Genomic DNA, 22,270 nt, shown 5'->3' with positions numbered 1-22,270 from the left:
AAGGGCAGCGAAAACCCCCGGCTTCGCGGTGGAAGCCGGGGGCGGGAGAGGTCAGCCGTGCGGTCCTTCCGTACGGTCGGTCCGCCTGACCGGTGCGGCTGTGTGGCTGGTGCGACCGGGGTGGCTGGTGCAACCGGCGTGGCTGGTGCGACCGGTGCGGTCAGCCGACCATGCCCTCGGCCATCTCCTCGGTCAGGCTGGACTCCGTACCGGGGATCCCGAGGTCCTGGGCGCGCTTGTCCGCCATGGCCAGCAGGCGGCGGATACGGCCCGCGACGGCGTCCTTGGTCAGCGGCGGGTCGGCGAGCGCGCCCAACTCCTCCAGGGACGCCTGCTTGTGCTCCATGCGCAGCCGGCCGGCCGCGGCCAGGTGCTCAGGCACCTCCTCGCCCAGGATCTCCAGCGCGCGCTGTACCCGGGCCCCGGCGGCGACGGCGGCCCGGGCCGAGCGGCGCAGATTGGCGTCGTCGAAGTTGGCGAGCCGGTTGGCGGTGGCGCGGACCTCGCGGCGCATCCGGCGCTCCTCCCACGCGAGCACCGACTCATGGGCGCCGAGCCGCGTCAACAGCGCGCCGATGGCATCACCGTCACGGACGACAACGCGGTCAACACTGCGCACCTCCCGCGCCTTGGCGGCGATCTGCAGCCGGCGCGCCGCGCCGACCAGCGCGAGCGCGGCCTCGGGGCCGGGGCAGGTCACCTCGAGCGAGGAGGAGCGGCCGGGCTCGGTGAGCGAGCCATGGGCGAGGAAGGCCCCGCGCCAGGCGGCCTCGGCGTCACAGGTGGCACCCGAGACGACCTGCGGCGGCAGCCCGCGGATCGGCCGGCCGCGGCCGTCGACCAGGCCGGTCTGCCGGGCCAGCTGGTCACCGCCCGCCACCACCCGCACCACATAGCGGCTGCCGCGGCGCAGCCCGCCGGGGGCCATCACCACCAGATCCGAGGAGTGCCCGAAGATCTCCAGGATGTCTTTGCGCACTCTTCGGGCCGCGATGCCCGTATCCAGCTCCGCCTCGATCACGATGCGCCCGCTGACCAGGTGCAGCCCGCCCGCGAACCGCAGGATCGCCGAGACCTCCGCTTTCCGGCAGCAGGTGCGGGTGACGGGGAGCCGGGAGATTTCGTCCTTCACCGCTGCCGTCATCGCCATGGGCCGATCCTTCCATGCATCCGAAAAATACGGTCGTACGCGGCCGCCAAAAGCTCCGGGTCGTGTTTCGGGGAGCCGTCGGGCCTGGCCACCGGCGCCAGCTCGACCGTGCCGCCCAGCCGCTTCGCGGCGTCGCACAGACTGCCCTGGTCGGGGACGGCGGCCTGGTCGGCCAGCACCACGTCGAAGGCGAGTTTAGGGGCGTGTCGGGCCAAAACCTCCAAATGACGCTGCGGGGAGAAGCCGTCGGTTTCACCGGGCTGGGGGGCCAGGTTCAGTGACAGGACCCGTCGGGCCTTGGTGTCGGTGAGCGCTTCCAGCAGCTCGGGGACCAGCAGATGCGGAATCACGGAGGAGAACCAGGAGCCGGGGCCCAGCACCACCCAGTCGGCGTCCAGGACCGCCTCGACGGCCTCGGGGACGGCCGGCGGACCCCCCGGCACCAGATGGACCGACTGCACCTCGCCGGGGGTCAGCGCGACGGTGGCCTGCCCGCGCACCGTGGTGACCTCGTCCGGGCGGTCCGGGTCATGGCCGCGGACGAACGCCTGGAGCTCCAGCGGGACCGCCGACATGGGCAGCACCCGGCCGTGCGCGCCCAGCAGCTTGCCGACCAGGTCCAGGGCCTTGACATGGTCGCCCAGCTGCTCCCAGAGGGCGACGATCAGGAGATTGCCGACCGCGTGGCCGTGCAGCTCGCCCTCGCTGGCGAAGCGGTGCTGGATGACCCGGGCCCAGGTCTGGCCCCAGTCGTCGTCGCCGCACAGCGCGGCCAGCGCCTTGCGCAGATCGCCGGGCGGCAGCACGCCGAGCTCATCGCGCAGCCGCCCGCTGGAGCCCCCATCGTCGGCGACGGTGACGACGGCGGTCAGATCGCCGGTGATCCGGCGCAGGGCGGCGAGCGAGGCGGACAGCCCCATCCCGCCGCCGAGCGCGACCACCTTGGGCTGCGCTCCTCTGCTGGTACGGGATCCGACCAGCCGCCGCAGCCGTCTGGTCCTGATCGTCACTCGCGCCCCATGTCACGGTGGACGATGACGGTCTCGACTCCCTCGGCGGCGAGCCGGGCGGCCAGCCGCTCGGACATCGCGACGCTGCGGTGCTTGCCGCCCGTACAGCCGACGGCGATGGTCACATAGCGCTTGCCCTCGCGGCGGTAGCCGGCCGCGATCAGCTGCAGCAGCTCGGCGTAGCGGTCCAGGAACTCCTTGGCACCGGGCTGATTGAACACATAGCCGGCGACCTCCTCGTTGAGCCCGGTGAAGGGGCGCAGCTCCGGGACCCAGTGCGGGTTGGGCAGGAAGCGGCAGTCCACCACCAGGTCGGCGTCGACCGGCAGGCCGTACTTGTAGCCGAAGGACATGACCGTGGCGCGCAGCTCCGGCTCCTCCTCGCCGGCGAACTGGGCGTCCATCTTGGCGCGCAGCTCGTGCACATTGAGGCTGGAGGTGTCGATCACCAGATCGGCGTCGCCGCGCAGCTCGCGCAGCAGGTCCCGCTCGGCCGCGATGCCGTCCACGATCCGGCCGTCGCCCTGGAGCGGATGCGGGCGGCGCACCGACTCGAAGCGGCGCACCAGGGCCTCGTCGGACGCCTCCAGGAACAGGACACGGCGCTTGACGTTCTTGGCGGCCAGGTCCGCCAGGGACTCGCGCAGATTGTCGAAGAAGCGGCGGCCGCGGACGTCGACGACCACCGCGATACGGGCCACATTGCCCTGGGAGCGGGCGCCGAGGTCCACCATGGTGGGGATCAGCGCGGGCGGCAGGTTGTCCACCACGAACCAGCCGAGGTCTTCCAGACACTTGGCGGCGGTGCTGCGGCCCGCCCCCGACATGCCGGAGATGATCACCAGCTCGGGGATGGCCGTCGCCTCGGCGGCAGCGTCTCCGGGGGTGCCCGTATTCACCTGCGCTCCGTCTCCATGGTTCTCATGTTCGTTCATCTGTCCGTCCCCCGCGTCGCTGATGACGCCACGCTTGTGGCCTCATCCTCAATGATCTCTCCTGTGGCGGTGTTCACCGCCGGGGCGGCCGGGGCCGCCGTGGCGAGGGCGGCCGCGACCGTCTCGGCCGTCTTACGGCCCACCCCCGGCACCTCGCATATCTGCTCGACCGTCGCGGCCCGCAGCCGCTTGAGCGAGCCGAAGTGCTTCAGGAGCGCCTGCCGACGGCTCTCGCCGAGCCCGGGCACGGTGTCCAGCGGGCCGGCCTTCATCGACTTGGCCCGCTTGCCGCGCTGGTAGGTGATGGCGAAGCGGTGCGCCTCGTCGCGCACGCGCTGCAGCAGATAGAGCCCCTCGCTGCTGCGGGGCAGCACCACCGGGTCCTCGTCGTCGGGCAGCCAGACCTCCTCCAGCCGCTTGGCGAGGCCGCAGACCGCCACATCGTCGATCCCGAGCTCGTCCAGCGCCCGCTTGGCGGCGGCGACCTGCGGCCGGCCGCCGTCCACGACCACGAGCTGCGGCGGGTAGGCGAATCGCTTCGGCTTGCCGCTCTCGTCGATGGGCCCGGCGGGCGCCTCGGGGTGCCCGTCCTGGGCCTCCTCGGGGTGCCCGTCCTGGGCCTCCTCGGGGTGCCCGTTCCGGGCCGTCTCGCCGTCGGGCGCCGGGCCCCACTCGCCGGTGTCCGTCTTCTCCTGCAGATAGCGGCGGAACCGGCGGCCGACGACCTCGTGCATCGCGCGGACGTCGTCCTGGCCCGCGAAGCTCTTGATCTGGAAGCGGCGGTACTCGCTCTTGCGCGCCAGGCCGTCCTCGAAGACCACCATGGATGCCACCACGTCCTCCCCCTGCAGATGCGAGATGTCGAAGCACTCGATGCGCAGCGGGGCCGAGTCCAGCTCCAGGGCCTCCGCGATCTCCTCCAGGGCGCGCGAGCGCGTGGTCAGATCGGAGGCGCGCTTGGTCTTGTGCAGCGCCAGCGCCTGCTGCGCGTTGCGCGCGACGGTCGCCATCAGGTCCTTCTTGTCGCCGCGCTGCGGGATGCGCAGATCGACCCGGGAGCCGCGGCGGTCGCTCAGCCACTGGGCGACCGGCTCGGCCGGCTCGGGCAGGGCGGGGACCAGGACCTCCTTGGGGACCGCGTCGCCCTTCTCCTCCCCGTACAGCTGCTGCAGCGCATGCTCGACCAGCCCGGCCGTGTCCACGGCCTCCACCTTGTCGGTGACCCAGCCGCGCTGGCCGCGGACCCGGCCGCCGCGCACATGGAAGATCTGGACGGCGGCCTCCAGCTCGTCCTCGGCGATCGCTATCAGGTCGGCGTCGGTGGCGTCGGCGAGCACGACCGCGTTCTTCTCCATGGCGCGCTTGAGCGCCCCGATGTCGTCGCGGAGCCGGGCCGCCTTCTCGTACTCCATCTCCTCGGCGGCCTCCTGCATCTGCTGCTCCAGACGGCGCAGATAGGCGCCCGTGCGCCCGGCCATGAAGTCGCAGAACTCCTCGGCCAGCCGCCGGTGCTCCTCGGCGGTCACCCGGCCCACACAGGGGGCGGAGCACTTGCCGATGTAGCCGAGCAGGCAGGGGCGGCCGATCTGGGCCGAGCGCTTGAACACCCCGGCCGAGCAGGTACGCACCGGGAAGACCCGCAGCATCAGATCGACGGTCTCGCGGATGGCCCAGGCGTGGCCGTACGGGCCGAAGTAGCGCACGCCCTTCCTCTTGGGGCCGCGCATGACCTGGACCCGGGGGAATTCCTCGTTGAGCGTGACGGCGAGGGACGGATAGCTCTTGTCGTCGCGGTACTTGACGTTGAACCGGGGGTCGAACTCCTTGATCCAGGAGTACTCGAGCTGCAGCGCCTCGACCTCCGTGCTCACCACGGTCCACTCCACGGAGGCGGCGGTGGTGACCATGGTGCGGGTGCGCGGATGGAGATTCGCCAGGTCCTGGAAGTAGGAGGAGAGCCGCGGGCGCAGGCTCTTCGCCTTTCCGACGTAGATCACCCGGCCGTGCTCGTCTCGGAACTTGTAGACCCCCGGCGACTCGGGGATCTGTCCCGGCTTGGGGCGGTAGCTGCTCGGGTCGGCCATGGTCACCACCCTACTGGCGGGGAGTGACAGTCCGGAGCGGTCGGGCCGGGTGCGCCGCACGGGTTGTCGCCGGGTGCGCGTAAACGCTTGCGTAAGCGTTTACGCGGCGCCCGGAATGAGGTACGTTCCTGCCTCGACCCGCTCCTGGGCGACTGGCGGACGGTGAGGGGACAGCCACAGATGGCGACCATGGCTGATGTGGCCCGGCGCGCGGGCGTGTCCGTGGCGACGGTGTCGCATGTGCTCAACGAGACCCGTCCCGTGCTCCCGGGCACCCGGCAGGCCGTGCTCGACGCCATCGACGCCCTGGGCTACACCCACAACACGCTCGCCCGCTCCCTGGTCACCGCGCGCACCCGCTCGATCGGCCTGGCGGTCTCGGCGATCAGCAATCCGTACTTCACCGAAATCCTCCAAGGCGTCGAGGCCGGCGCCCTGGAGCACGGCTACGGCCTGCTCATCGCCGATCCGCACGACGACCCCGAGCAGGAGCGCAAGGCCGTCCAGCTCCTCCACGAGCGGCGGGTGGACGGGGTGATCGTCGCCGCCTCCGCCGAACCCCGCGCGATGCTCGACTATCTGACCCGCCACCAGGTCCCCGCCGTCTTCCTCGACCGGCTGGTCACGGACGCCCACGACCAGGTGAGCGCGGAGAACGCCCAGCACGTCGAAGAGCTCGTCCACCACCTCGCCGACCTCGGCCACACCCGCATCGGCCTGGTCGCGGGCGCGCCGGGGCTGAGCACCACCGTCGAGCGGACGGCCGGCTACCGGGCCGGGCTGCGCCTGCGGGGGCTGCCGTTCGACCCCGAGCTGCTGGCCGGCGGCGACTCCGAGGCGGATGGCGCGCGGGACGCCACCCACCGGCTGCTGTCGACCGCCCGGCCGCCCACCGCGATCGTCACCGCCAACAACGCGATGACCATCGGCGCGTTGCGCGCCCTGCGCGAGGCGGGCCTGGGCGTGCCGGACGACATCGCGCTGGTCTGCTTCGACGACTTCTCCTGGGCCGATGTGTTCTCGCCCCGGCTCACCGCGATCTCGCAGCCCAGCCGCGAGATCGGCGCCACCGCGGTCAGGCTGCTGCTCGACCGGCTGGCGGACCCCTCCCGGCCGCCGCGGACCGTCCGGTTGCCCTGCACCTTTGTGCACCGCACCTCGTGCGGCTGCAAGGAAGCCGCGGAGTGAAGCGCCCGGCGGGGCCGTCCGTCAGTCGGCGAGCAGCAGCCGGCCCCGGGACCCCCATCCACCCACAACGTGAGGAACGCCTCGTGATTGTCGTCGCCGGAGAAGCTCTGATCGACCTGGTGCCCGACCGCCCGGCCACGGCCGGCCCCGCGGCGGACCCGGCCCTGCCGGCGCTGCTGCCGCGGCGCGGCGGCGGCCCGTACAACACGGCGGTGGCGCTGGGCCGGCTGGGCTCGCCGACCGCCTTCTGCTCCCGGATCTCGACCGACGGCTTCGGCGAGGCACTGATGGGCGGGTTGCGCGAGGACGGCGTGGACACGGCGCTGGTGCAGCGCGGCGCGGAGCCGACCACACTGGCGGTGGCCTCGATAGCCCCCGATGGCTCGGCGGGCTACGGCTTCTACGTCGAGGGCACCGCGGACCGTCTCTTCGAGCTGCCCGAGACCCTTCCCGACTCGGTCGCGGCGCTGTCCTTCGGCACCTGCTCGCTGGTGCTGGAGCCGGGCGCGAGCGCGTACGAGGCGCTGCTGCGGCGCGAGGCGGCGCGGGGCGTCTTCACCGCGCTCGACCCCAACATCCGCACCGGTCTGATCCCCGACGCCGACGCCTACCGGGCCCGGTTCCGCGGCTGGCTGCCGCATGTCGGGCTGCTCAAGCTGTCGATGGAGGACGCCGCCTGGCTGGCCGGCGCCCAGGACCCGGCGGCGGCCGCCCGGGAGTGGCTGGCGGCGGGCCCGGCGGCCGTGGTCCTCACGCACGGCCGGGACGGCATCAGCGTCCTCACCCGGGGCGGGGGCGGCTGCGCCGTCCCCGGCGTACAGATCGAGGTCGTGGACACCATCGGGGCGGGCGACACGGTGAACGCCGCGCTGCTGCACCGGCTGGCGGCGCATGAGGCGCTGTCGGTGGACGCGGTGGCGAAGCTGGACGAGGCAGCCTGGCGGGATGTTCTCGGCTTCGCGGCGCGGGCCGCCGCCGTCACCTGCTCCCGGCCGGGCGCCCAGCCGCCCTACGCGGCCGAGCTCTGACCGCTGGGGCCTCCCGGGCGCCTCGGGCCCCCAGAGCGGCCCCACAAGGCGCTACGAGGCGCTGTGGGGGCACCGCCGAGGGCTTCGGCGGAGCGTGCCGGGCCCGGCAGGGCTCGGCACGCTCCAGCACGTCACTACCGGCGCGCGCTACTTCGCCGCCGCGCGCCGTCCGGAGACCGTCGTCTTCGCCGCCGCCTTCTTGGCCACGGTCGTCTTGGCAGCGGTCTTCTTGGCCGCCGTCTTCTTCGCCGGAGCCTTGGCAGGGGCCTTGGCAGGGACCTTCGCGGGGGCCTTCTTCGCGGCCTTCCGGCCGACCGGCGCCGCCGCGTCGCTCACCAGGTCCCCCAGCATCTCCCTGAGGAACTTGCCGGTGTGGCTGGCCGGGACCGAGGCCACCTCCTCGGGGGTGCCCTCGGCGACGACCAGGCCGCCGCCGCTGCCGCCCTCCGGGCCCATGTCCACGACCCAGTCGGCCGTCTTGATCACATCGAGGTTGTGCTCGATGACGATCACCGTATTGCCCTTGTCGACCAGTCCGGACAGCACCGTGATCAGCTTGCTGATGTCCTCGAAGTGCAGCCCGGTCGTGGGCTCGTCCAGGACGTAGACCGTGCGCCCCGTCGACCGCTTCTGCAGCTCGCTCGCGAGCTTGACGCGCTGCGCCTCGCCGCCGGAGAGGGTCGGCGCGGGCTGCCCGAGCCGGACGTAGCCGAGCCCGACCTCGTTGAGCGTGCGCAGATGGCGGGAGATCGTCGGCACCGCCTCGAAGAAGTCGAGCGCCTCCTCGATGGGCATGTCCAGCACCTCGGCGATGGACTTGCCCTTGTAGTGCACCTCCAGCGTCTCCCGGTTGTAGCGGGCGCCGTGACAGACCTCGCACGGCACATACACATCCGGCAGGAAGTTCATCTCGATCTTGATGGTGCCGTCACCGGAGCAGTTCTCGCAGCGGCCGCCCTTGACGTTGAAGGAGAAGCGCCCGGGCAGATACCCGCGGACCTTGGCCTCCATCGTCTCCGCGAAGAGCTTGCGCACATGGTCGAAGACGCCGGTGTACGTCGCCGGGTTGGAGCGCGGGGTGCGGCCGATGGGCGACTGGTCGACGTGCACCACCTTGTCGACGAGGTCGTCGCCGGCGACCCGGGTGTGCCGGCCCGGGACGGCCCGCGCCCCGTTCAGCTCGCGCGCCAGGTGGGTGTACAGGATGTCGTTGACCAGGGTGGACTTACCCGATCCGGAGACGCCGGTGACGGCGGTGAGCACACCGAGCGGGAAGGACACATCGATGTCCTGGAGGTTGTTCTCCCGGGCGCCGTGGACCGTCAGCTGCCGCTCCGGGTCCATGGGTCGGCGCATCCCCGGCAGCTCGATGGACCTCTTTCCGGCCAGATACTGCCCGGTCATCGACTCCTCGTTGACCAGCAGCTCCGCGAGCGGCCCGCTGTGGACGACCTTGCCGCCGTGCTCGCCCGCGCCCGGACCGATGTCCACCACCCAGTCCGAGGTCTTGATCGTGTCCTCGTCGTGCTCGACGACGATCAGGGTGTTGCCCAGGTCGCGCAGCCGCACGAGCGTCTCGATCAGCCGGTGGTTGTCGCGCTGGTGCAGCCCGATCGACGGCTCGTCCAGTACGTACAACACGCCGACCAGACCGGAGCCGATCTGGGTGGCCAGCCGGATGCGCTGTGCCTCGCCGCCGGAGAGCGTGCCCGCCGCGCGGTTGAGCGAGAGATAGTCCAGGCCGACGTCGACCAGGAACCGCAGCCGCTCGTTGACCTCCTTGAGCACCCGCTGGGCGATGGTCTTGTCGCGGGCGCTCAGCTTCATGTCGCGCAGGAACTCGGCGCACTCGCTGATCGACATCGCGGAGACCTCGGCGATGGAGCGGCCCTCCACCGTGACGGCCAGGATGAGCGGCTTGAGCCGGGTGCCCTCACAGGTGGGGCAGGGCACCTCGCGCATATAGCCCTCGAAGCGCTCGCGGCTGGAATCGCTCTCCGCCTCCGTGTACCGCCGCCGGACGAAGGGCACCGCGCCCTCGAAGGACGTGACGTAGGCGCGCTCCCGCCCGTAGCGATTGCGGTAGCGGACCTCGATCTGTGTCTTGTGCCCGTAGAGCAGCGCCTTCTTGGCACGCTGCGGAAGCCCGGCCCAGGGGATGTCCGTACGGAAGCCGAGCGCGTCGGCCAGCCCGCCGTACAGCCGGGCGAAGTAGTCCTTGGTGTGGCCGTGGGACCAGGGGTGGATGGCGCCCTCGTCGAGCGACTTCTCCTCGTCCGGGATGATCAGCTCGGGGTCGACCTCCATACGGGTGCCGATGCCGGTGCACTCCGGGCAGGCGCCGAAGGGCGAGTTGAAGGAGAAGGAGCGCGGCTCCAGCTCCTCGAAGGACAGGTCGTCGTACGGGCAGTAAAGGTGCTCGGAGAACATCCGCTCGCGCTGCGGGTCGTCCTCGTCGAGGTCCACGAAGTCGAGGATCACCATGCCGCCGGAGAGCCCGAGCGCGGTCTCGATGGAGTCGGTCAGCCGCCGCTTGGCGCTGTCCTTGACCGTCAGGCGGTCGATGACCACCTCGATGGTGTGCTTCTCCTGCTTCTTCAGCTTCGGCGGGTCGGTCAGCTGGATGGTCGTGCCATCCACCCGCGCCCGGCTGTAGCCCTTGGTCTGCAGATCGGCGAAGAGGTCGACGAACTCCCCCTTGCGCTCGCGCACCAGCGGCGACAGCACCTGGAAGCGACTGCCCTCGGGCAGCTCAAGCACCTTGTCGACGATCGCCTGCGGCGACTGGCGGGAGATCGGACGGCCGCACTCGGGGCAGTGCGGCTTGCCGATCCTGGCGAACAGCAGCCGGAGGTAGTCATAGACCTCCGTGATGGTGCCGACCGTGGAGCGGGGATTGCGCGAGGTGGACTTCTGGTCGATGGACACCGCCGGGGACAGGCCCTCGATGAAGTCCACGTCGGGCTTGTCCATCTGCCCGAGGAACTGGCGCGCGTACGAGGAGAGGGACTCGACGTAACGGCGCTGGCCCTCCGCGAAGATCGTGTCGAACGCGAGGGAGGACTTGCCCGACCCGGAGAGCCCGGTGAAGACGATGAGGGAGTCGCGAGGAAGGTCGAGCGAGACGTTCTTGAGGTTGTGCTCGCGAGCGCCACGGACGATGAGACGGTCGGCCACGCCGGTCGGCACCTTTCTTGAGAGAGGTGTGGGGTCCGCGGGCCCCGCTTCCGTGGAGGCTCTGCCGGTGCGCAGAACCGGAGCGAGGCGAAGCCCCCCGACCCAGGGTAGGGGGCGCTGCGGCGATGTCTTTAAGGATGCAGCACACGAGCCTATAGCACGCACATTCGATTTGCGGGCCGAGGACGACAGCTTCACCCGAACGTGTGGTGCGGACTACCGTCAGAGCATGACCGATTACGCGCAGGACGCGGCCGCGGTGCGGGGCGCGACCGACCGGCTGATGGCCTCGGTGTCCAGGCTGGACGAGACGGCCGTGACCGAACCCTCGCTGCTCCCGGGCTGGACCCGGGGCCATGTACTGGCGCATCTGGCGCGCAACGCGGACGCCCTGGTGAATCTCCTCACATGGGCGCGCACCGGGGAGCCGACCCCCATGTACGCGAGCGAGGACGCGCGCGACCGGGAGATCGAGGACGCGGCGGCCCGTCTGCTCCCCATCCACCTCGACGATCTGCGCACCAGCGCGTTCCGCTTCAACGCGGCGGCCGCGGCGCTCCCCGCGAACCGCCGGCCCTTCGAGGTCACCATGCGGCGCGGCGTCGTCGAGCAGGCCGGCCGGCTGCCCTTCCGCAGGCTGGCCGAGGTCGAGCTGCACCATGTGGACCTCGGGGTCGGCTACACCCTGGCGGATCTGCCCGCCGCGTTCGTCGAGCAGGAGCTCGACTTCCTGGCCGAGGGCAGGTTCGCGGGCCACCCCGACGTGCCCCCGCTGCGGCTGGTGTCGGCTGACGGCGGCCGGGCCCGGCACACGGGCCGGGCGGGCACCGAGCCGCCGCTGACCGTCGAGGGCTCCCCTGCCGCCCTGTTGGGGTGGCTGAGCGGGCGTACGGACGGGGCGGATCTGTCCTGTCGGGACGCGCCCCTGCCGTCCCTCCCGCCGCTAGGCTGAGGCCATGACGTACAGCGGAGCGGTGAAGGTCGGCGGGCCGGCGGATGTGCATGAACTGCCCGATCTGATGATCTCGAAGGTCGCGGTCGGTCCGATGAGCAACAACGCCTATCTGCTGCGCTGCCGCGCCACCGATGAGCAGCTGCTCATCGACGCCGCGGCCGAGCCGCACACCCTGCTCTCGTTCATCGGGAGCAGCGGTATCGCGTCCGTCGTCACCACCCACCGCCACCCCGACCACTGGGGCGCGCTGCGCGAGGTGGTCGAGGCCACCGGCGCCCGCACCTACGCGGGCCGCTACGACGCCGAGGGCATCCCGGTCCCCACCGACGTCCCGGTCGAGGACGGGGACACGCTGCGCGTCGGCCGGGTCGAGCTGACCGCCCGCCGTCTGGTGGGGCACACACCGGGCAGCATCGCCCTGGTCTACGACGACCCGCACGGCCATCCACATGTGTTCACCGGCGACTGCCTCTTCCCGGGCGGGGTCGGCAACACCTGGAAGGATGCGAAGGCGTTCGCGAGCCTGATCGACGACGTCGAGACCAAGCTCTTCGATCAGCTGCCGGACGAGACCTGGGTGTACCCCGGCCACGGCGACGACACCACCCTGGGCGCGGAGCGCCCGCACCTGGGCGAGTGGCGCGAGCGCGGCTGGTGAACGAGGCGCGGTGAGCGACCGCTGAGCGACCGCGGCGCATGACGGAAACGCGCGGCGGCGTGAAAGCGGCACGCGCGGCACGGCGTGAAAGCGTCGCGTGCGGCGCGGCGTGAGAGCGGCCCGCGCGGCGCCCGGGAGGGCGCGCGCCGCGCCCTCGCGCCGTGCGCCCTCGCAGACGCCGCACGCCCCGTAACCGCGGGCGCACGGCGGCGGTTGGCGCTTCATGCACGACGACCGCTCCCCGTCCATGGTCCGGCTCGCCGCCGCGTCCCTGGTCGGCACCGCCATCGAGTTCTACGACTTCTTCGTCTACGGCACCGCGGCCGCGCTCGTCCTCGGCCCGCTCTTCTTCCCCACCGTCTCCCCGCTCGCCGGGACCTTCGCCGCCTTCGGCACCTTCGCCGTCGGCTTTCTCTCCCGGCCCCTGGGCTCGGCGCTCTTCGGCCCCCTCGGCGACCGGTACGGCAGACGGCCGGTCCTGGTGTTCTCGCTGCTGCTCACCGGGGTCGCGACGGTCGCGGTCGGCTTTGTGCCCACGTATGACTCGATCGGCGCCGCGGCCCCCGTACTGCTGCTGACGCTGCGCTTTCTGCAGGGCCTCGGGCTCGGCGGCGAATGGGGCGGCGCGGTGCTGCTGACCGCCGAGCACGCGCCCGAGCGGCGGCGCGGGCTGTGGGCAGGCATTCCGCAGATCGGCCCGTCCGTCGGATTTCTGCTCGCCAACGGCGTCATGCTGGCCCTGTCGGCGACGCTGAGCGAGGCCGATTTCCGGTCCTGGGGCTGGCGGGTGCCGTTCTGGGCGGCGGCCGTGCTGGTGGTGGCCGGGCTGCTGCTGCGCTCCCAGCTCGCCGAGTCCCCGCAGTTCCGGGAACTGGCCGAGCGCGACGAGCGCGCCGCCGCTCCGCTCGCCGAGGTGGTGCGCGGCCACTGGCGGCTGGTGCTGCTCACCGCGGGCGGCCTCGCGGTGGGCTACGCGGTCTTCTACACCGTGACGACCTGGTCGCTGGCGTACGGGACGGAGCGGCTGGGGGTGGACCGCACGGTCATGCTGGGCTGTGTCATGGCGGCGGTGGCGGCCCTGGGCGCGGTGACGCCGCTGGCCGCGCATCTGGGCGACCGCTTCGGGCGGCGGAGCATGTGTCTGGCGGGCTGTGCCGGCACGGTGCTGTGGATGTTCCCGATGGTGGCGCTGCTGGGCACCGGGCGGGCCTCGCTGATGTTCCTCGGCTTCCTGGGCGCGCTGCTGGCCTTTGTCGCGATGTTCGCCGTCACGGCGGCCTATCTGCCCGAGCTGTACGAGCCGCGGGTGCGCTGCACGGGCGCGGCCCTCGGCTACAACCTCGGGGGCGTGCTGGGCGGCGGGCTCACCCCGCTGGTGGCGACCGCCCTGTCGCGCGGCGACTGTCCGCCATGGGGCGTCGCCGCGTATCTGACCGGTATCGCGCTGCTCAGCCTGGGCTGCTTCGCACTGCTGCCGGAGACCCGCCCGGCGGACGGCACGGACCGCCCCCTCCCACGGCCGATGGAGGCCGGGGAGGCGGCGGTCTAGGGCCCGCTCCGGGGTCAGGGCAGCCCGGGGCGAGTCGGGGGCGGGAGCCGGCGGGTGCGGCCGCCGGCTCCCTGGTCGGGGTGGTACGTCAACACTGTCGCCGTGGTCAGGGCCGGGCGTCGACGCCGCCGCCTTGGTCAGGGCCGGACGTCGATGCTGTCCCGCTCGGCGGCCACGGTTCCCGCGGCGTCCTCCGTCTGCTCCCCGGCCGCCCGCTCCCGCTCGGCCTGCTTCTTCGAGGCGTAGAGGCTGGTGACCGTGGTGATGGCGAGCACCGCGCAGATGACCGCGAGCGAGACCGGGATGCTGATCTCGGGGACATGCACCCCGGACTCGTGCAGCGCGTGGAGCACCAGTTTCACGCCGATGAAGCCGAGGATCACCGACAGCCCGTACGACAGGTGGACCAGCTTCTTCAGCAGCCCGCCGATCAGGAAGTACAGCTGGCGCAGGCCCATCAGCGCGAAGGCGTTGGCCGTGAAGACGATGTACGGGTCCTGGGTGAGGCCGAAGATCGCGGGTATCGAGTCGAGCGCGAACAGGACGTCCGTGGTGCCGATCGCCAGCATGACGATGAGCATCGGGGTCATCAGGCGCTTGCCGTTCTCGACGATGAACAGCTTGGTGCCGTGGTACTTGTCAGTGGACGGGCAGCGCTTCTCGACCGCCTTCAGCAGGCGGTTCTCCTCGAACTCCTCTTCCTCCTCACCGGCCCGCGCCTCCTGGATGAGCTTCCAGGCGGTCCAGATGAGGAACGCGCCGAAGAGGTAGAAGACCCAGGAGAAGTTCGAGATGATCGCGGCGCCCGCGCCGATGAAGACCGCCCGCAGCACCAGCGCTATGAGCACACCCACCATCAGCACCCGCTGCTGGTAGATCGTCGGCACCGCGAACTTCGCCATGATCAGCACAAAGACGAAGAGGTTGTCGACGCTCAGCGACTTCTCGGTGATGAACCCGGCGAAGAACTCGCCCGAGGGCTGCCCGCCCGCGAAGACGAGCAGCCCGAGCCCGAAGAGTCCGGCGAGGGCGATCCAGACGGCCGTCCAGATGCCCGCTTCCTTGAGCGAGACCTCATGCGGTTTACGGCCGCCGATGAAGAAGTCGACGGCGATCAGGGCGCACAGACCGGCAATGGTCAGCACCCACAGGGACCAGGAGACGTCCAACGGTTCCTCCGGCATTCGTACGGCAAGTTCAGCGTCGTCGCTGCCGGAGGTCTCTTCCGCCCGGGCTCGCACCACGGGCCGACGCCCCGGGTTCACATCCGGCCCGACCGGGCACCGGACGCGATCCGTACTGACGGGAACGCCGCGACAGGAGTACTCCCCTCCGCACAAAGAAGAGTACAGGAATCACCAAGGAAGAGTAAAGAGATGGGTAAATCCGCTGGTCAGCAGTCCTTTACCTAGTAATGACCGAGCATCAGGCGTCAGCGGCCGTACGACTGCCGGGCCCTGACCACCTGCGTCAGCACCTGCTCCACCACCTGGCTGCCGGCCGGCACCAGCGACGGCTCGTACGTCCAGGCGTGGCCCACCCAGGGGTCGGCCAGGTGGTCGTCCGGGACCGGGGTGACCCTCAGCAGCGAGCGCCACAGCGGGTCGAGCACCGGGCCGTACGCCTGGGCGTCCTGCCGGTCGGCCACCATCATCAGATGCACGCCCACCGACGGCCCCTCGTCCGCGAGATAGCGCAGCTGGGTGACGGCCCGGTCGTCGAAACCGTGCGGGAAGTCATTGACGATCAGCAGTTGTTCGGCGATGTCCAGGTCCGGCGGGAGCGCGTCCGTGGCGCCGCTGCGCACCGCCATCTGCACCAGGTCGACCCGGCGCGTCAGCCCGGCGAGCATCGCGCTCACCCCCTGGGCGCCGGAGGCGGGCGGCTCGCGCAGCACGCCGGAGCTCAGCAGCGGGGCCAAGGACCCGGCGGCCGACCCCGCCGGGTCGATCACATGGACCGTGAACTCGCCCGCCGGATAGACCGCCAGCAGCCGCGCGGCATGCGCGACCGCCGTGTCCGCGGCCAGCCGGCGCAGCTCCCCGGAGTCCACCAGCGCCGCGTCGGACAGGGCGTCCCGCCCGCTGTCGATCCACAGCCCGCGCTCCAGCGGCAGCCGCACCAGCATCGGGATGCGCAGATCACTCCGCTCCGGGAGATGCAGCTCCCCCAGGCGCAGCGCCATGGGGATCTCCATGGGCACCTGATATGCCTGCCAGACCGGGCTGTCCCAGCGCGCGAACGCCGGGGGCAGCGCGGGCTCGACCACCTCGGCCTCGGCGGCGAGTTGGGCCAGATCCCGGTCGAGGGCCGCGCGGGCCTGCTCGACCAAGGCCGTGTGCTTGGTACGGGCCTCCGCGCGGGCCGAGTCGGCGGCCGGGCCGAAGCGGGTGCGCGGGTCGGACAGGACCCCGTCCAGCTCCTTCTCCATACGGGAGTCGGCGAAGTCGACGGCGCTGCGGTACGCCGCGGTCGTCCGCGCCAGGTCCTCGAACATGCCCCAGACCTGGTTGTAGAGCCGCTCGTCCATGGTCCAGCCGGAGGCGTCGCCCGCGACGGGCTGGGCGGGCTGTCCCGGCCGGGCGGGCGGGGCGGCCGGAGGGGGCGTGGGCGGCGCGGACGTACGGCGGCTGGGGTGCTGGTAGTTGACCGATCCGCCCGAGGCCGATCCGCCCGCGCCCGGACCGCCCGAACCGGGCGCGGCTCCGGCGGCGGTGCCCGCGGGGGCCTGCTGCGGCGCGGCGGCGGGCTCGCCCATCGGGCCGCTGCCGCCGGCCGTGGCCGTGCGCACCCGCCCCTCGCCCTCCGGGCGGGGCGGCGGCGGGGCGACCGAGCGGGCCATGCCCTGGGCGATCGCGTCATTGATCCGCGCGGCGAGCTCGACGGCCTCCGACAGCCCCTGGTCCTGCAGCATCGCGGCCAGCCCGCCCGCGTACCCCTGGCCGACGGCGCGCACCTTCCAGGCGCCCTGCCGGCGGTACAGCTCCAGGGCGACCACCGCGGACTCCGAGTCCAGGTCGGTGATGGTGTAGCTGGCGACCTCGGTGCCATCCAGGCCGGTGGCGGCGATGAACGGCGCGGGCATGGCGCCGAAGCGGGTGGGGCCGCCGACGCCCGCCGGCAGGGCCAGCAGGACATTGACCCGGTGGACGTCCTCGGGCATCGCGCCGAGGTCCACGGCGAGCCGGTGGTCCGCCGCGGCCTGCTTGGGCACATCGATGCCCGGAAGCTGCGGCGCGGCGGGATGGGCGACCCATTCGGTCCCCCGTACTGTGCCCTGCTCGTCGCCGAGGGTCACCCCGGCCACGATCGGATGGCCCGCCGAGACCCGGATCTCCAAACGGGTCTGGGGCAGTGGATGGTTCTGCCCTCGGACCAGCTCGGCCGTCATGGGTGCGTCCCCTCGTTGTGTTTCGCCGTATTGAAATGTGCGTTGAGTGCTTGTACGTGCGATCAGTGCTTGTGCGTGTGTGCTCGGTGCCTATGGCGCCGGGAGCACGTCGGCCCGGTGGGCGGATGCGCCTACCGGGCCGACGGATTCAGCTGCTCACAGGTGCGGCAGGAGGTGCGGCATCAGGTCCTGGAAGGTACGGCCGTTGGCCGGCTCGCCGACGGCCTTCATCTGCCAGCCGGAGCCGGCGCGCTGCACCTTGGCCATGATCTGCGCGGTGTACTGCCCGCCACCGGTGAGGGTGTAACGGGCCAGCTCCTGGCCGTTGGTCTCGTCCACCAGCCGGCAGAACGCGTTCTGCACCTCGGCGAAGGTCTGGCCGGTGAAGGAGTTCACCGTGAAGACGATCTGGTCGATGTGCACCGGCACCCGCTGCAGATCGACCAGGATGGCCTCGTCGTCGCCGCCCTGGCCGGCGCCGCCCACCAGGTTGTCGCCGGTGTGGCGCACCGAGCCGTCGTCGCTGACCAGGTGGCGGAAGAAGACGACGTCCACCGGCTGCTTGTCGGCGAACAGGACAGCCGAGGCATCGAGGTCGATCTCCCGCGTGCGGGAACCGAACAGCCCGCGGCGGGGCGCCGCCTGCCAGCCAAGTCCCATCCGCACCGCGGTCAGGGTGCCCCCGTCGGCCTTCTGCAGACTGATGGCCTGTCCCTTGGACATGTTGACCGTCACGCGCTGTCCCTACTCTCGTTTCTCGATTCCCCGCGGCCGCCCGGTCCGCACGGCCTGCTTGAACCCTATGCACTGGGACAAGCCCCCCAACCGCCCCCACCGGCTTTTGTGTCGGTCTTGCAACACACCGGGCGGCACGGACCGGGCGCGGCACACCTCAGGGGTCAGGACAGCCCGGCCTCCCTCATCTGGCGCAGCTCTTTCTTCAGCTCCCCCACCTCGTCACGCAGCCGGGCCGCGATCTCGAACTGCAGCTCGGCGGCCGCGGCCCGCATCCGGTCGGTCATCTCCTCGATCAGCTCGGCGAGTTCGGCGGCCGGACGGTCCGTCAGCTGCCCGTCCTTGGCCCCCTTGGCGCCCTTGGCAGCTTTGCCGGTGTTCCCCGCCCGCTGCCCGGCGAGAGCGGGCACCGGGGCCTTCGCCTGCCCCTTGGCGCCCTTGCCGTCGGTCTTGCGGTAGCCGGTGCCCAGCAGCTCCTTGGTGTCGATCTCCTCGCGGGCGATGGTCGCCACGATGTCGCCGATCTTCTTGCGGAGCGGCTGCGGGTCGATCCCATTGGCCTTGTTGAAGGCGACCTGCTTCTCCCGGCGCCGGTTGGTCTCGTCGATGGCCTTCTCCATCGCCGGAGTGATCTTGTCGGCGTACATATGCACCTGGCCGGAGACGTTACGAGCGGCGCGGCCGATGGTCTGGATCAGCGAGGTGCCGGAGCGCAGGAACCCCTCCTTGTCGGCGTCGAGGATCGCGACCAGCGAGACCTCCGGCAGGTCCAGGCCCTCACGCAGCAGGTTGATGCCGACCAGGACGTCGTATTCGCCCGCGCGCAGCTCGCGCAGCAGCTCCACCCGGCGCAGGGTGTCCACGTCGCTGTGCAGATAGCGGACCTGGATGCCCAGCTCGAGCATGTAGTCCGTGAGGTCCTCGGCCATCTTCTTGGTGAGGGTGGTGACCAGGACGCGCTCGTCCTTCTCCGTACGCGTGCGGATCTCGTGGATCAGATCGTCGATCTGCCCCTCGGTGGGCTTGACGACGACCTCGGGGTCGACCAGGCCGGTCGGGCGGATGATCTGCTCCACAAAGCCGTCACCGCGCGAGAGCTCGTACGGCCCGGGGGTCGCGGAGAGATAGACGGTCTGGCCGGTGCGCTCCAGGAACTCCTCCCACTTGAGCGGGCGGTTGTCGAGCGCGGACGGCAGCCGGAAGCCGTGCTCGATCAGCGTCCGCTTACGGGAGGCGTCGCCCTCGTACATCGCGCCGATCTGCGGGACGGTGACATGGGACTCGTCGATGACCAGGAGGAAGTCCTCCGGGAAGTAGTCCAGCAGGGTGTGCGGCGGGGATCCGGGCTCGCGGCCGTCGATGTGCAGGGAGTAGTTCTCGATGCCGGAGCAGGTGCCGATCTGGCGCATCATCTCGATGTCGTACGTCGTACGCATCCGCAGCCGCTGGGCCTCCAGCAGCTTGCCCTGCTTCTCCAGCCGGGCCAGGGTCTGCTCCAGCTCGGTCTCGATCCCCGCGATGGCCCGCTCCATGCGCTCGGGCCCCGCCACATAGTGGGTGGCCGGGAACACATACAGCTCCTGGTCGTCGCTGATGACCTCGCCGGTGAGGGGGTGGAGCGTGGACAGCGCCTCGATCTCGTCGCCGAACATCTCGATCCGGACGGCCAGCTCCTCATAGACCGGGAAGATCTCGATGGTGTCGCCGCGGACCCGGAAGGTGCCGCGGGTGAACGCCATATCGTTGCGCGCGTACTGGATGTCGACGAAGCGGCGCAGCAGCTGGTCCCGGTCGATCTCCTGGCCGACCTTCAGCGGCACCATGCGGTCCACGTACTCCTGCGGGGTGCCCAGGCCGTAGATACACGAGACGGATGCCACCACGACCACGTCACGCCGGGTGAGCAGCGAGTTCGTCGAGGAGTGGCGCAGCCGCTCGACCTCCTCGTTGATCGAGGAGTCCTTCTCGATGTATGTGTCCGACTGCGGGACATACGCCTCTGGCTGGTAGTAGTCGTAGTACGACACAAAGTACTCGACCGCATTGTTCGGCAGGAGCTCGCGGAACTCATTGGCGAGCTGGGCGGCGAGGGTCTTGTTGGGCGCCATGACGAGGGTCGGGCGCTGGAGCTTCTCGATCATCCACGCAGTGGTCGCCGACTTTCCGGTGCCGGTCGCGCCGAGCAGTACAACATCGCTCTCACCAGCGCGGATGCGCCGCTCCAGGTCGGCGATCGCCGTCGGCTGGTCGCCGCTGGGCTGGTACGGGCTGACGACCTCGAAAGGCGCCACCTTGCGTTCGATCTGAGATACGGGCCGCATGACACCCACCGTACGACCCACCACTGACAACGGCCGACCGGCCGACCGGCCGAACCCGGAACCGTGGACGGGTGACCCCTCTCGCGCCACGACGGGGCGCCCGGCGGGACCGTGCTTCACTCTGTCCAACCACCACCTATCCTTCGGGACGGCACGACTGGGACCCTCTGCCCGTCCGCGAGTCACGCGAGTCAGACGACGCGAGGAGTCCGTATGCGCATCCGCCCCGCCGCCGCCCTCACAGGCGCGCTCATCGGTATGTCCGCGCTCTTCCTCTCACCGGCGGCCGCCCGGGCCGAACAAGCCGACCACGTCGATCGAGTCGATCACCTCGACCACGCCGATCAAGCCACCGACCAGTCGCGCCACACCGTCACCGTCGCCCACCGAGGCGCCTCCGCCTACGCCCCGGAGAACACGCTCGCCGCCGTCGACGCGGCCGACGACCTCGGCATCACCTGGGTGGAGAACGACGTCCAGCGGACCAAGGACGGCGAGCTGATCGTCATGCACGACACCACGCTGAACCGGACCACGGACGTCGAGGAAGTCTTTCCGGACCGCGCCCCCTGGAAGATCTCCGACTTCACCCTCGACGAGATCCAGCAACTCGACGCGGGCAGCTGGTTCAGCCCCAAGTTCGCGGGCGAGGGGGTGCCGACCCTCGAGGACTACCTCGATCGGGTGGAACACAACCACCAGAAGCTCCTCCTGGAGCTCAAGGCCCCCGAGCTGTATCCGGACATCGAGCGCCAGACGCTGCGCGAGCTGCGCAGAGCGGGCTGGCTGGACCGCCGCCATGTCCAGCACAAGCTGATCGTCCAGAGCTTCGGCGCGGACGCCGTGAAGCAGGTCCACGACCTGCGACCGGATGTCAAGACCGGCTTCCTCGGCACACCCGCCGTCGAGGACCTGGCGACCTACGCGGAATTCGCCGACCAGATCAATCCGAGCTACAAGACCATCGACGCCGACTACGTCGACGCGGTCCACGAGGTGGACGGCGCGCACGGCCGCCCGTTCGAGGTCTACGCCTGGACGGTGAACGACGCGCAGACGGCGGTCGACGTCGCGCATATGGGCGTGAACGGGATCATCACCAACAACCCGGACGTGGTGCGGGACGCGCTGGAGGACGCGGGCTACGAGGTGCCGGGCGCCCCGGCGGCGGTCTCGTAGCGGCGGCGTCGCGGCGTCGCGGCCTGGGCGCGGGGAGGCGTTGTCGGTCCCCGCGCCTAGGCTGGACCCGTGACGATCTCAGAAGGGCCGGGGCCGGCGATCTCGGCGGAGCAGGACGGGCCGACGGAGCGGCGCGAGGCCCGCGCATGGTGCTGGAGCGTGCTCGACTCCCCCATCGGCCCGTTGCTGCTCGCGACGACGGATCAGGGCCTGGCCCAGGTCGTCTTCCACGCCGACGGCGCGACGGCTGCCAAGGCCGTCTCCCGGCTCACCGCCCGGCTCGGCACGGCCCCGGAGCCCGACCCTGCTTTCGGGGCGGGCTCGCCGGCCGACTCCGCGGCCGGAGCCGTACCGGACCGCGTCGCCCATCTCGGGTCGGCCGTGCACCAGCTGGAGAGCTATTTCGCCGACGGGCTGCGCGAGTTCACCGTCCCCCTGGACTGGTCCCTCACCACCGGTTTCAACCGCCGCGTCCTGCGCGAGCTCGCCGACCACATCCCGTACGGCACGGTCGTCGGCTACGGGGAGCTCGCCGACCGCGTCGGCGACCCGGGCGCCGCGCGGGCGGTGGGGGTGGCCATGGGCAGCAATCCGCTGCCGGTCGTGGTGCCCTGCCATCGCGTCGTCGAAAGCGGCGGCGGCATAGGTGGTTTCGGCGGCGGCCTGGAGACCAAGCGCACGCTCCTGGCTCTGGAAGGGATCCTTCCGCAGCCACTCTTCTGAACCGGGCTCGGAGCCGGGATCCGTGCACGGCTCCGAGCTGGGGTCTGTGTCCGGCTCTGTGCCTGGATGCCGCCTGGGAAATATCTTGTTCCGGAAAACTCCACCCGTCTTGTCGTGGACACGTTTCGCTCCTATCTTTAGATCGCTCCCAATGCGCACTGACCACGCGCATGACACTGCGAGCGCG

16 protein-coding genes are annotated in these 22,270 nt (G+C 71.1%); 7 read left to right on the top strand and 9 right to left on the bottom strand.

What is annotated here, in order from left to right; all coding sequences use genetic code 11:
- Positions 1-160: 160 nt before the first annotated feature.
- Genes whiA through uvrC form a run of 4 tightly spaced genes read right to left on the bottom strand, consistent with a single transcriptional unit; the run spans position 161 to position 5,179 of the window.
- Positions 161-1,150, bottom strand: coding sequence for a DNA-binding protein WhiA (whiA, locus tag ACFV2X_RS13080; protein WP_089511332.1), 990 nt, complete (start codon positions 1,148-1,150; stop codon positions 161-163).
- Positions 1,141-2,160: a uridine diphosphate-N-acetylglucosamine-binding protein YvcK gene (gene yvcK / locus ACFV2X_RS13075; RefSeq protein WP_385615183.1), complete on the bottom strand. Its 1,020-nt coding sequence runs from the start codon at positions 2,158-2,160 to the stop codon at positions 1,141-1,143. The genes whiA and yvcK overlap by 10 nt, the downstream gene beginning before the upstream one ends.
- Positions 2,157-3,095 (bottom strand): RNase adapter RapZ, encoded by a 939-nt coding sequence (gene rapZ, locus ACFV2X_RS13070; RefSeq protein WP_014180595.1) that lies wholly within the window; start codon positions 3,093-3,095, stop codon positions 2,157-2,159. The genes yvcK and rapZ overlap by 4 nt, the downstream gene beginning before the upstream one ends.
- Positions 3,092-5,179, bottom strand: coding sequence for an excinuclease ABC subunit UvrC (gene uvrC / locus ACFV2X_RS13065; protein WP_385615180.1), 2,088 nt, complete (start codon positions 5,177-5,179; stop codon positions 3,092-3,094). The genes rapZ and uvrC overlap by 4 nt, the downstream gene beginning before the upstream one ends.
- A 180-nt stretch (positions 5,180-5,359) precedes the next feature.
- Between uvrC and ACFV2X_RS13060 the strand changes: the two genes are divergently transcribed.
- Positions 5,360-6,367, top strand: a complete 1,008-nt coding sequence (locus ACFV2X_RS13060) for a LacI family DNA-binding transcriptional regulator (protein ID WP_385615177.1) — start codon at positions 5,360-5,362, stop codon at positions 6,365-6,367.
- Between the two features lie 83 nt (positions 6,368-6,450).
- On the top strand, positions 6,451-7,395 hold the full coding sequence (locus ACFV2X_RS13055) for a carbohydrate kinase (RefSeq protein WP_385615175.1): 945 nt from the start codon (positions 6,451-6,453) through the stop codon (positions 7,393-7,395).
- Between the two features lie 147 nt (positions 7,396-7,542).
- Here ACFV2X_RS13055 and uvrA read toward each other — a convergent pair whose 3' ends face one another.
- Positions 7,543-10,572 carry an excinuclease ABC subunit UvrA gene (gene uvrA, locus ACFV2X_RS13050; RefSeq protein WP_385615172.1) on the bottom strand — a complete coding sequence of 1,010 codons (3,030 nt, stop codon included), beginning with the start codon at positions 10,570-10,572 and terminating at the stop codon, positions 7,543-7,545.
- 229 nt (positions 10,573-10,801) lie between these two features.
- On the opposite strand from uvrA, the gene ACFV2X_RS13045 reads away from it, so the two are divergent.
- From ACFV2X_RS13045 to ACFV2X_RS13035, 3 genes are all read left to right on the top strand, one after another.
- On the top strand, positions 10,802-11,524 hold the full coding sequence (locus tag ACFV2X_RS13045; protein WP_385615169.1) for a maleylpyruvate isomerase family mycothiol-dependent enzyme: 723 nt from the start codon (positions 10,802-10,804) through the stop codon (positions 11,522-11,524).
- Between the two features lie 4 nt (positions 11,525-11,528).
- Positions 11,529-12,185: an MBL fold metallo-hydrolase gene (locus tag ACFV2X_RS13040; protein WP_385615167.1), complete on the top strand. Its 657-nt coding sequence runs from the start codon at positions 11,529-11,531 to the stop codon at positions 12,183-12,185.
- Positions 12,186-12,408: 223 nt separating this feature from the next.
- The gene (locus tag ACFV2X_RS13035; RefSeq protein WP_385615165.1) at positions 12,409-13,734 is read left to right on the top strand and encodes an MFS transporter; all 1,326 of its coding nucleotides are present in this window, start codon (positions 12,409-12,411) and stop codon (positions 13,732-13,734) included.
- Positions 13,735-13,871: 137 nt separating this feature from the next.
- Here ACFV2X_RS13035 and ACFV2X_RS13030 read toward each other — a convergent pair whose 3' ends face one another.
- The 4 genes from ACFV2X_RS13030 to uvrB form a co-directional block, all read right to left on the bottom strand.
- Positions 13,872-14,903, bottom strand: coding sequence for a TerC family protein (locus tag ACFV2X_RS13030; protein WP_385615547.1), 1,032 nt, complete (start codon positions 14,901-14,903; stop codon positions 13,872-13,874).
- A gap of 263 nt (positions 14,904-15,166) precedes the next feature.
- Positions 15,167-17,125 (bottom strand): TerD family protein, encoded by a 1,959-nt coding sequence (locus tag ACFV2X_RS13025; protein WP_385615163.1) that lies wholly within the window; start codon positions 17,123-17,125, stop codon positions 15,167-15,169.
- Between the two features lie 156 nt (positions 17,126-17,281).
- Positions 17,282-17,860, bottom strand: coding sequence for a TerD family protein (locus ACFV2X_RS13020; RefSeq protein WP_358634113.1), 579 nt, complete (start codon positions 17,858-17,860; stop codon positions 17,282-17,284).
- Between the two features lie 164 nt (positions 17,861-18,024).
- Positions 18,025-20,181 carry an excinuclease ABC subunit UvrB gene (uvrB, locus tag ACFV2X_RS13015; RefSeq protein WP_089511341.1) on the bottom strand — a complete coding sequence of 719 codons (2,157 nt, stop codon included), beginning with the start codon at positions 20,179-20,181 and terminating at the stop codon, positions 18,025-18,027.
- A gap of 213 nt (positions 20,182-20,394) precedes the next feature.
- Between uvrB and ACFV2X_RS13010 the strand changes: the two genes are divergently transcribed.
- Positions 20,395-21,360 (top strand): glycerophosphodiester phosphodiesterase, encoded by a 966-nt coding sequence (locus tag ACFV2X_RS13010; protein ID WP_385615160.1) that lies wholly within the window; start codon positions 20,395-20,397, stop codon positions 21,358-21,360.
- A gap of 69 nt (positions 21,361-21,429) precedes the next feature.
- Positions 21,430-22,083 carry a methylated-DNA--[protein]-cysteine S-methyltransferase gene (locus ACFV2X_RS13005; RefSeq protein ID WP_385615157.1) on the top strand — a complete coding sequence of 218 codons (654 nt, stop codon included), beginning with the start codon at positions 21,430-21,432 and terminating at the stop codon, positions 22,081-22,083.
- Positions 22,084-22,270: the final 187 nt, after the last annotated feature.

Source organism: Streptomyces sp. NPDC059679 (genome assembly GCF_042734105.1).
Classification (GTDB): domain Bacteria; phylum Actinomycetota; class Actinomycetes; order Streptomycetales; family Streptomycetaceae; genus Streptomyces.
Note: the sequence above shows the minus strand (reverse complement) of the source record. Positions and strands in the feature narration are given on the sequence as shown.

Excerpts from the sequence above, each read along its gene's own strand:
- whiA (WP_089511332.1), bottom strand. The coding sequence starts at position 1,150 with ATGGCGATGACGGCAGCGGTGAAGGACGAAATCTCCCGGCTCCCCGTC.
- rapZ (WP_014180595.1), bottom strand. The coding sequence starts at position 3,095 with ATGAACGAACATGAGAACCATGGAGACGGAGCGCAGGTGAATACGGGC.
- uvrC (WP_385615180.1), bottom strand. The coding sequence starts at position 5,179 with ATGGCCGACCCGAGCAGCTACCGCCCCAAGCCGGGACAGATCCCCGAG.
- ACFV2X_RS13060 (WP_385615177.1), top strand. The coding sequence starts at position 5,360 with ATGGCGACCATGGCTGATGTGGCCCGGCGCGCGGGCGTGTCCGTGGCG.
- ACFV2X_RS13045 (WP_385615169.1), top strand. The coding sequence starts at position 10,802 with ATGACCGATTACGCGCAGGACGCGGCCGCGGTGCGGGGCGCGACCGAC.
- ACFV2X_RS13040 (WP_385615167.1), top strand. The coding sequence starts at position 11,529 with ATGACGTACAGCGGAGCGGTGAAGGTCGGCGGGCCGGCGGATGTGCAT.
- ACFV2X_RS13035 (WP_385615165.1), top strand. The coding sequence starts at position 12,409 with ATGCACGACGACCGCTCCCCGTCCATGGTCCGGCTCGCCGCCGCGTCC.
- ACFV2X_RS13025 (WP_385615163.1), bottom strand. The coding sequence starts at position 17,125 with ATGACGGCCGAGCTGGTCCGAGGGCAGAACCATCCACTGCCCCAGACC.
- uvrB (WP_089511341.1), bottom strand. The coding sequence starts at position 20,181 with ATGCGGCCCGTATCTCAGATCGAACGCAAGGTGGCGCCTTTCGAGGTC.
- ACFV2X_RS13010 (WP_385615160.1), top strand. The coding sequence starts at position 20,395 with ATGCGCATCCGCCCCGCCGCCGCCCTCACAGGCGCGCTCATCGGTATG.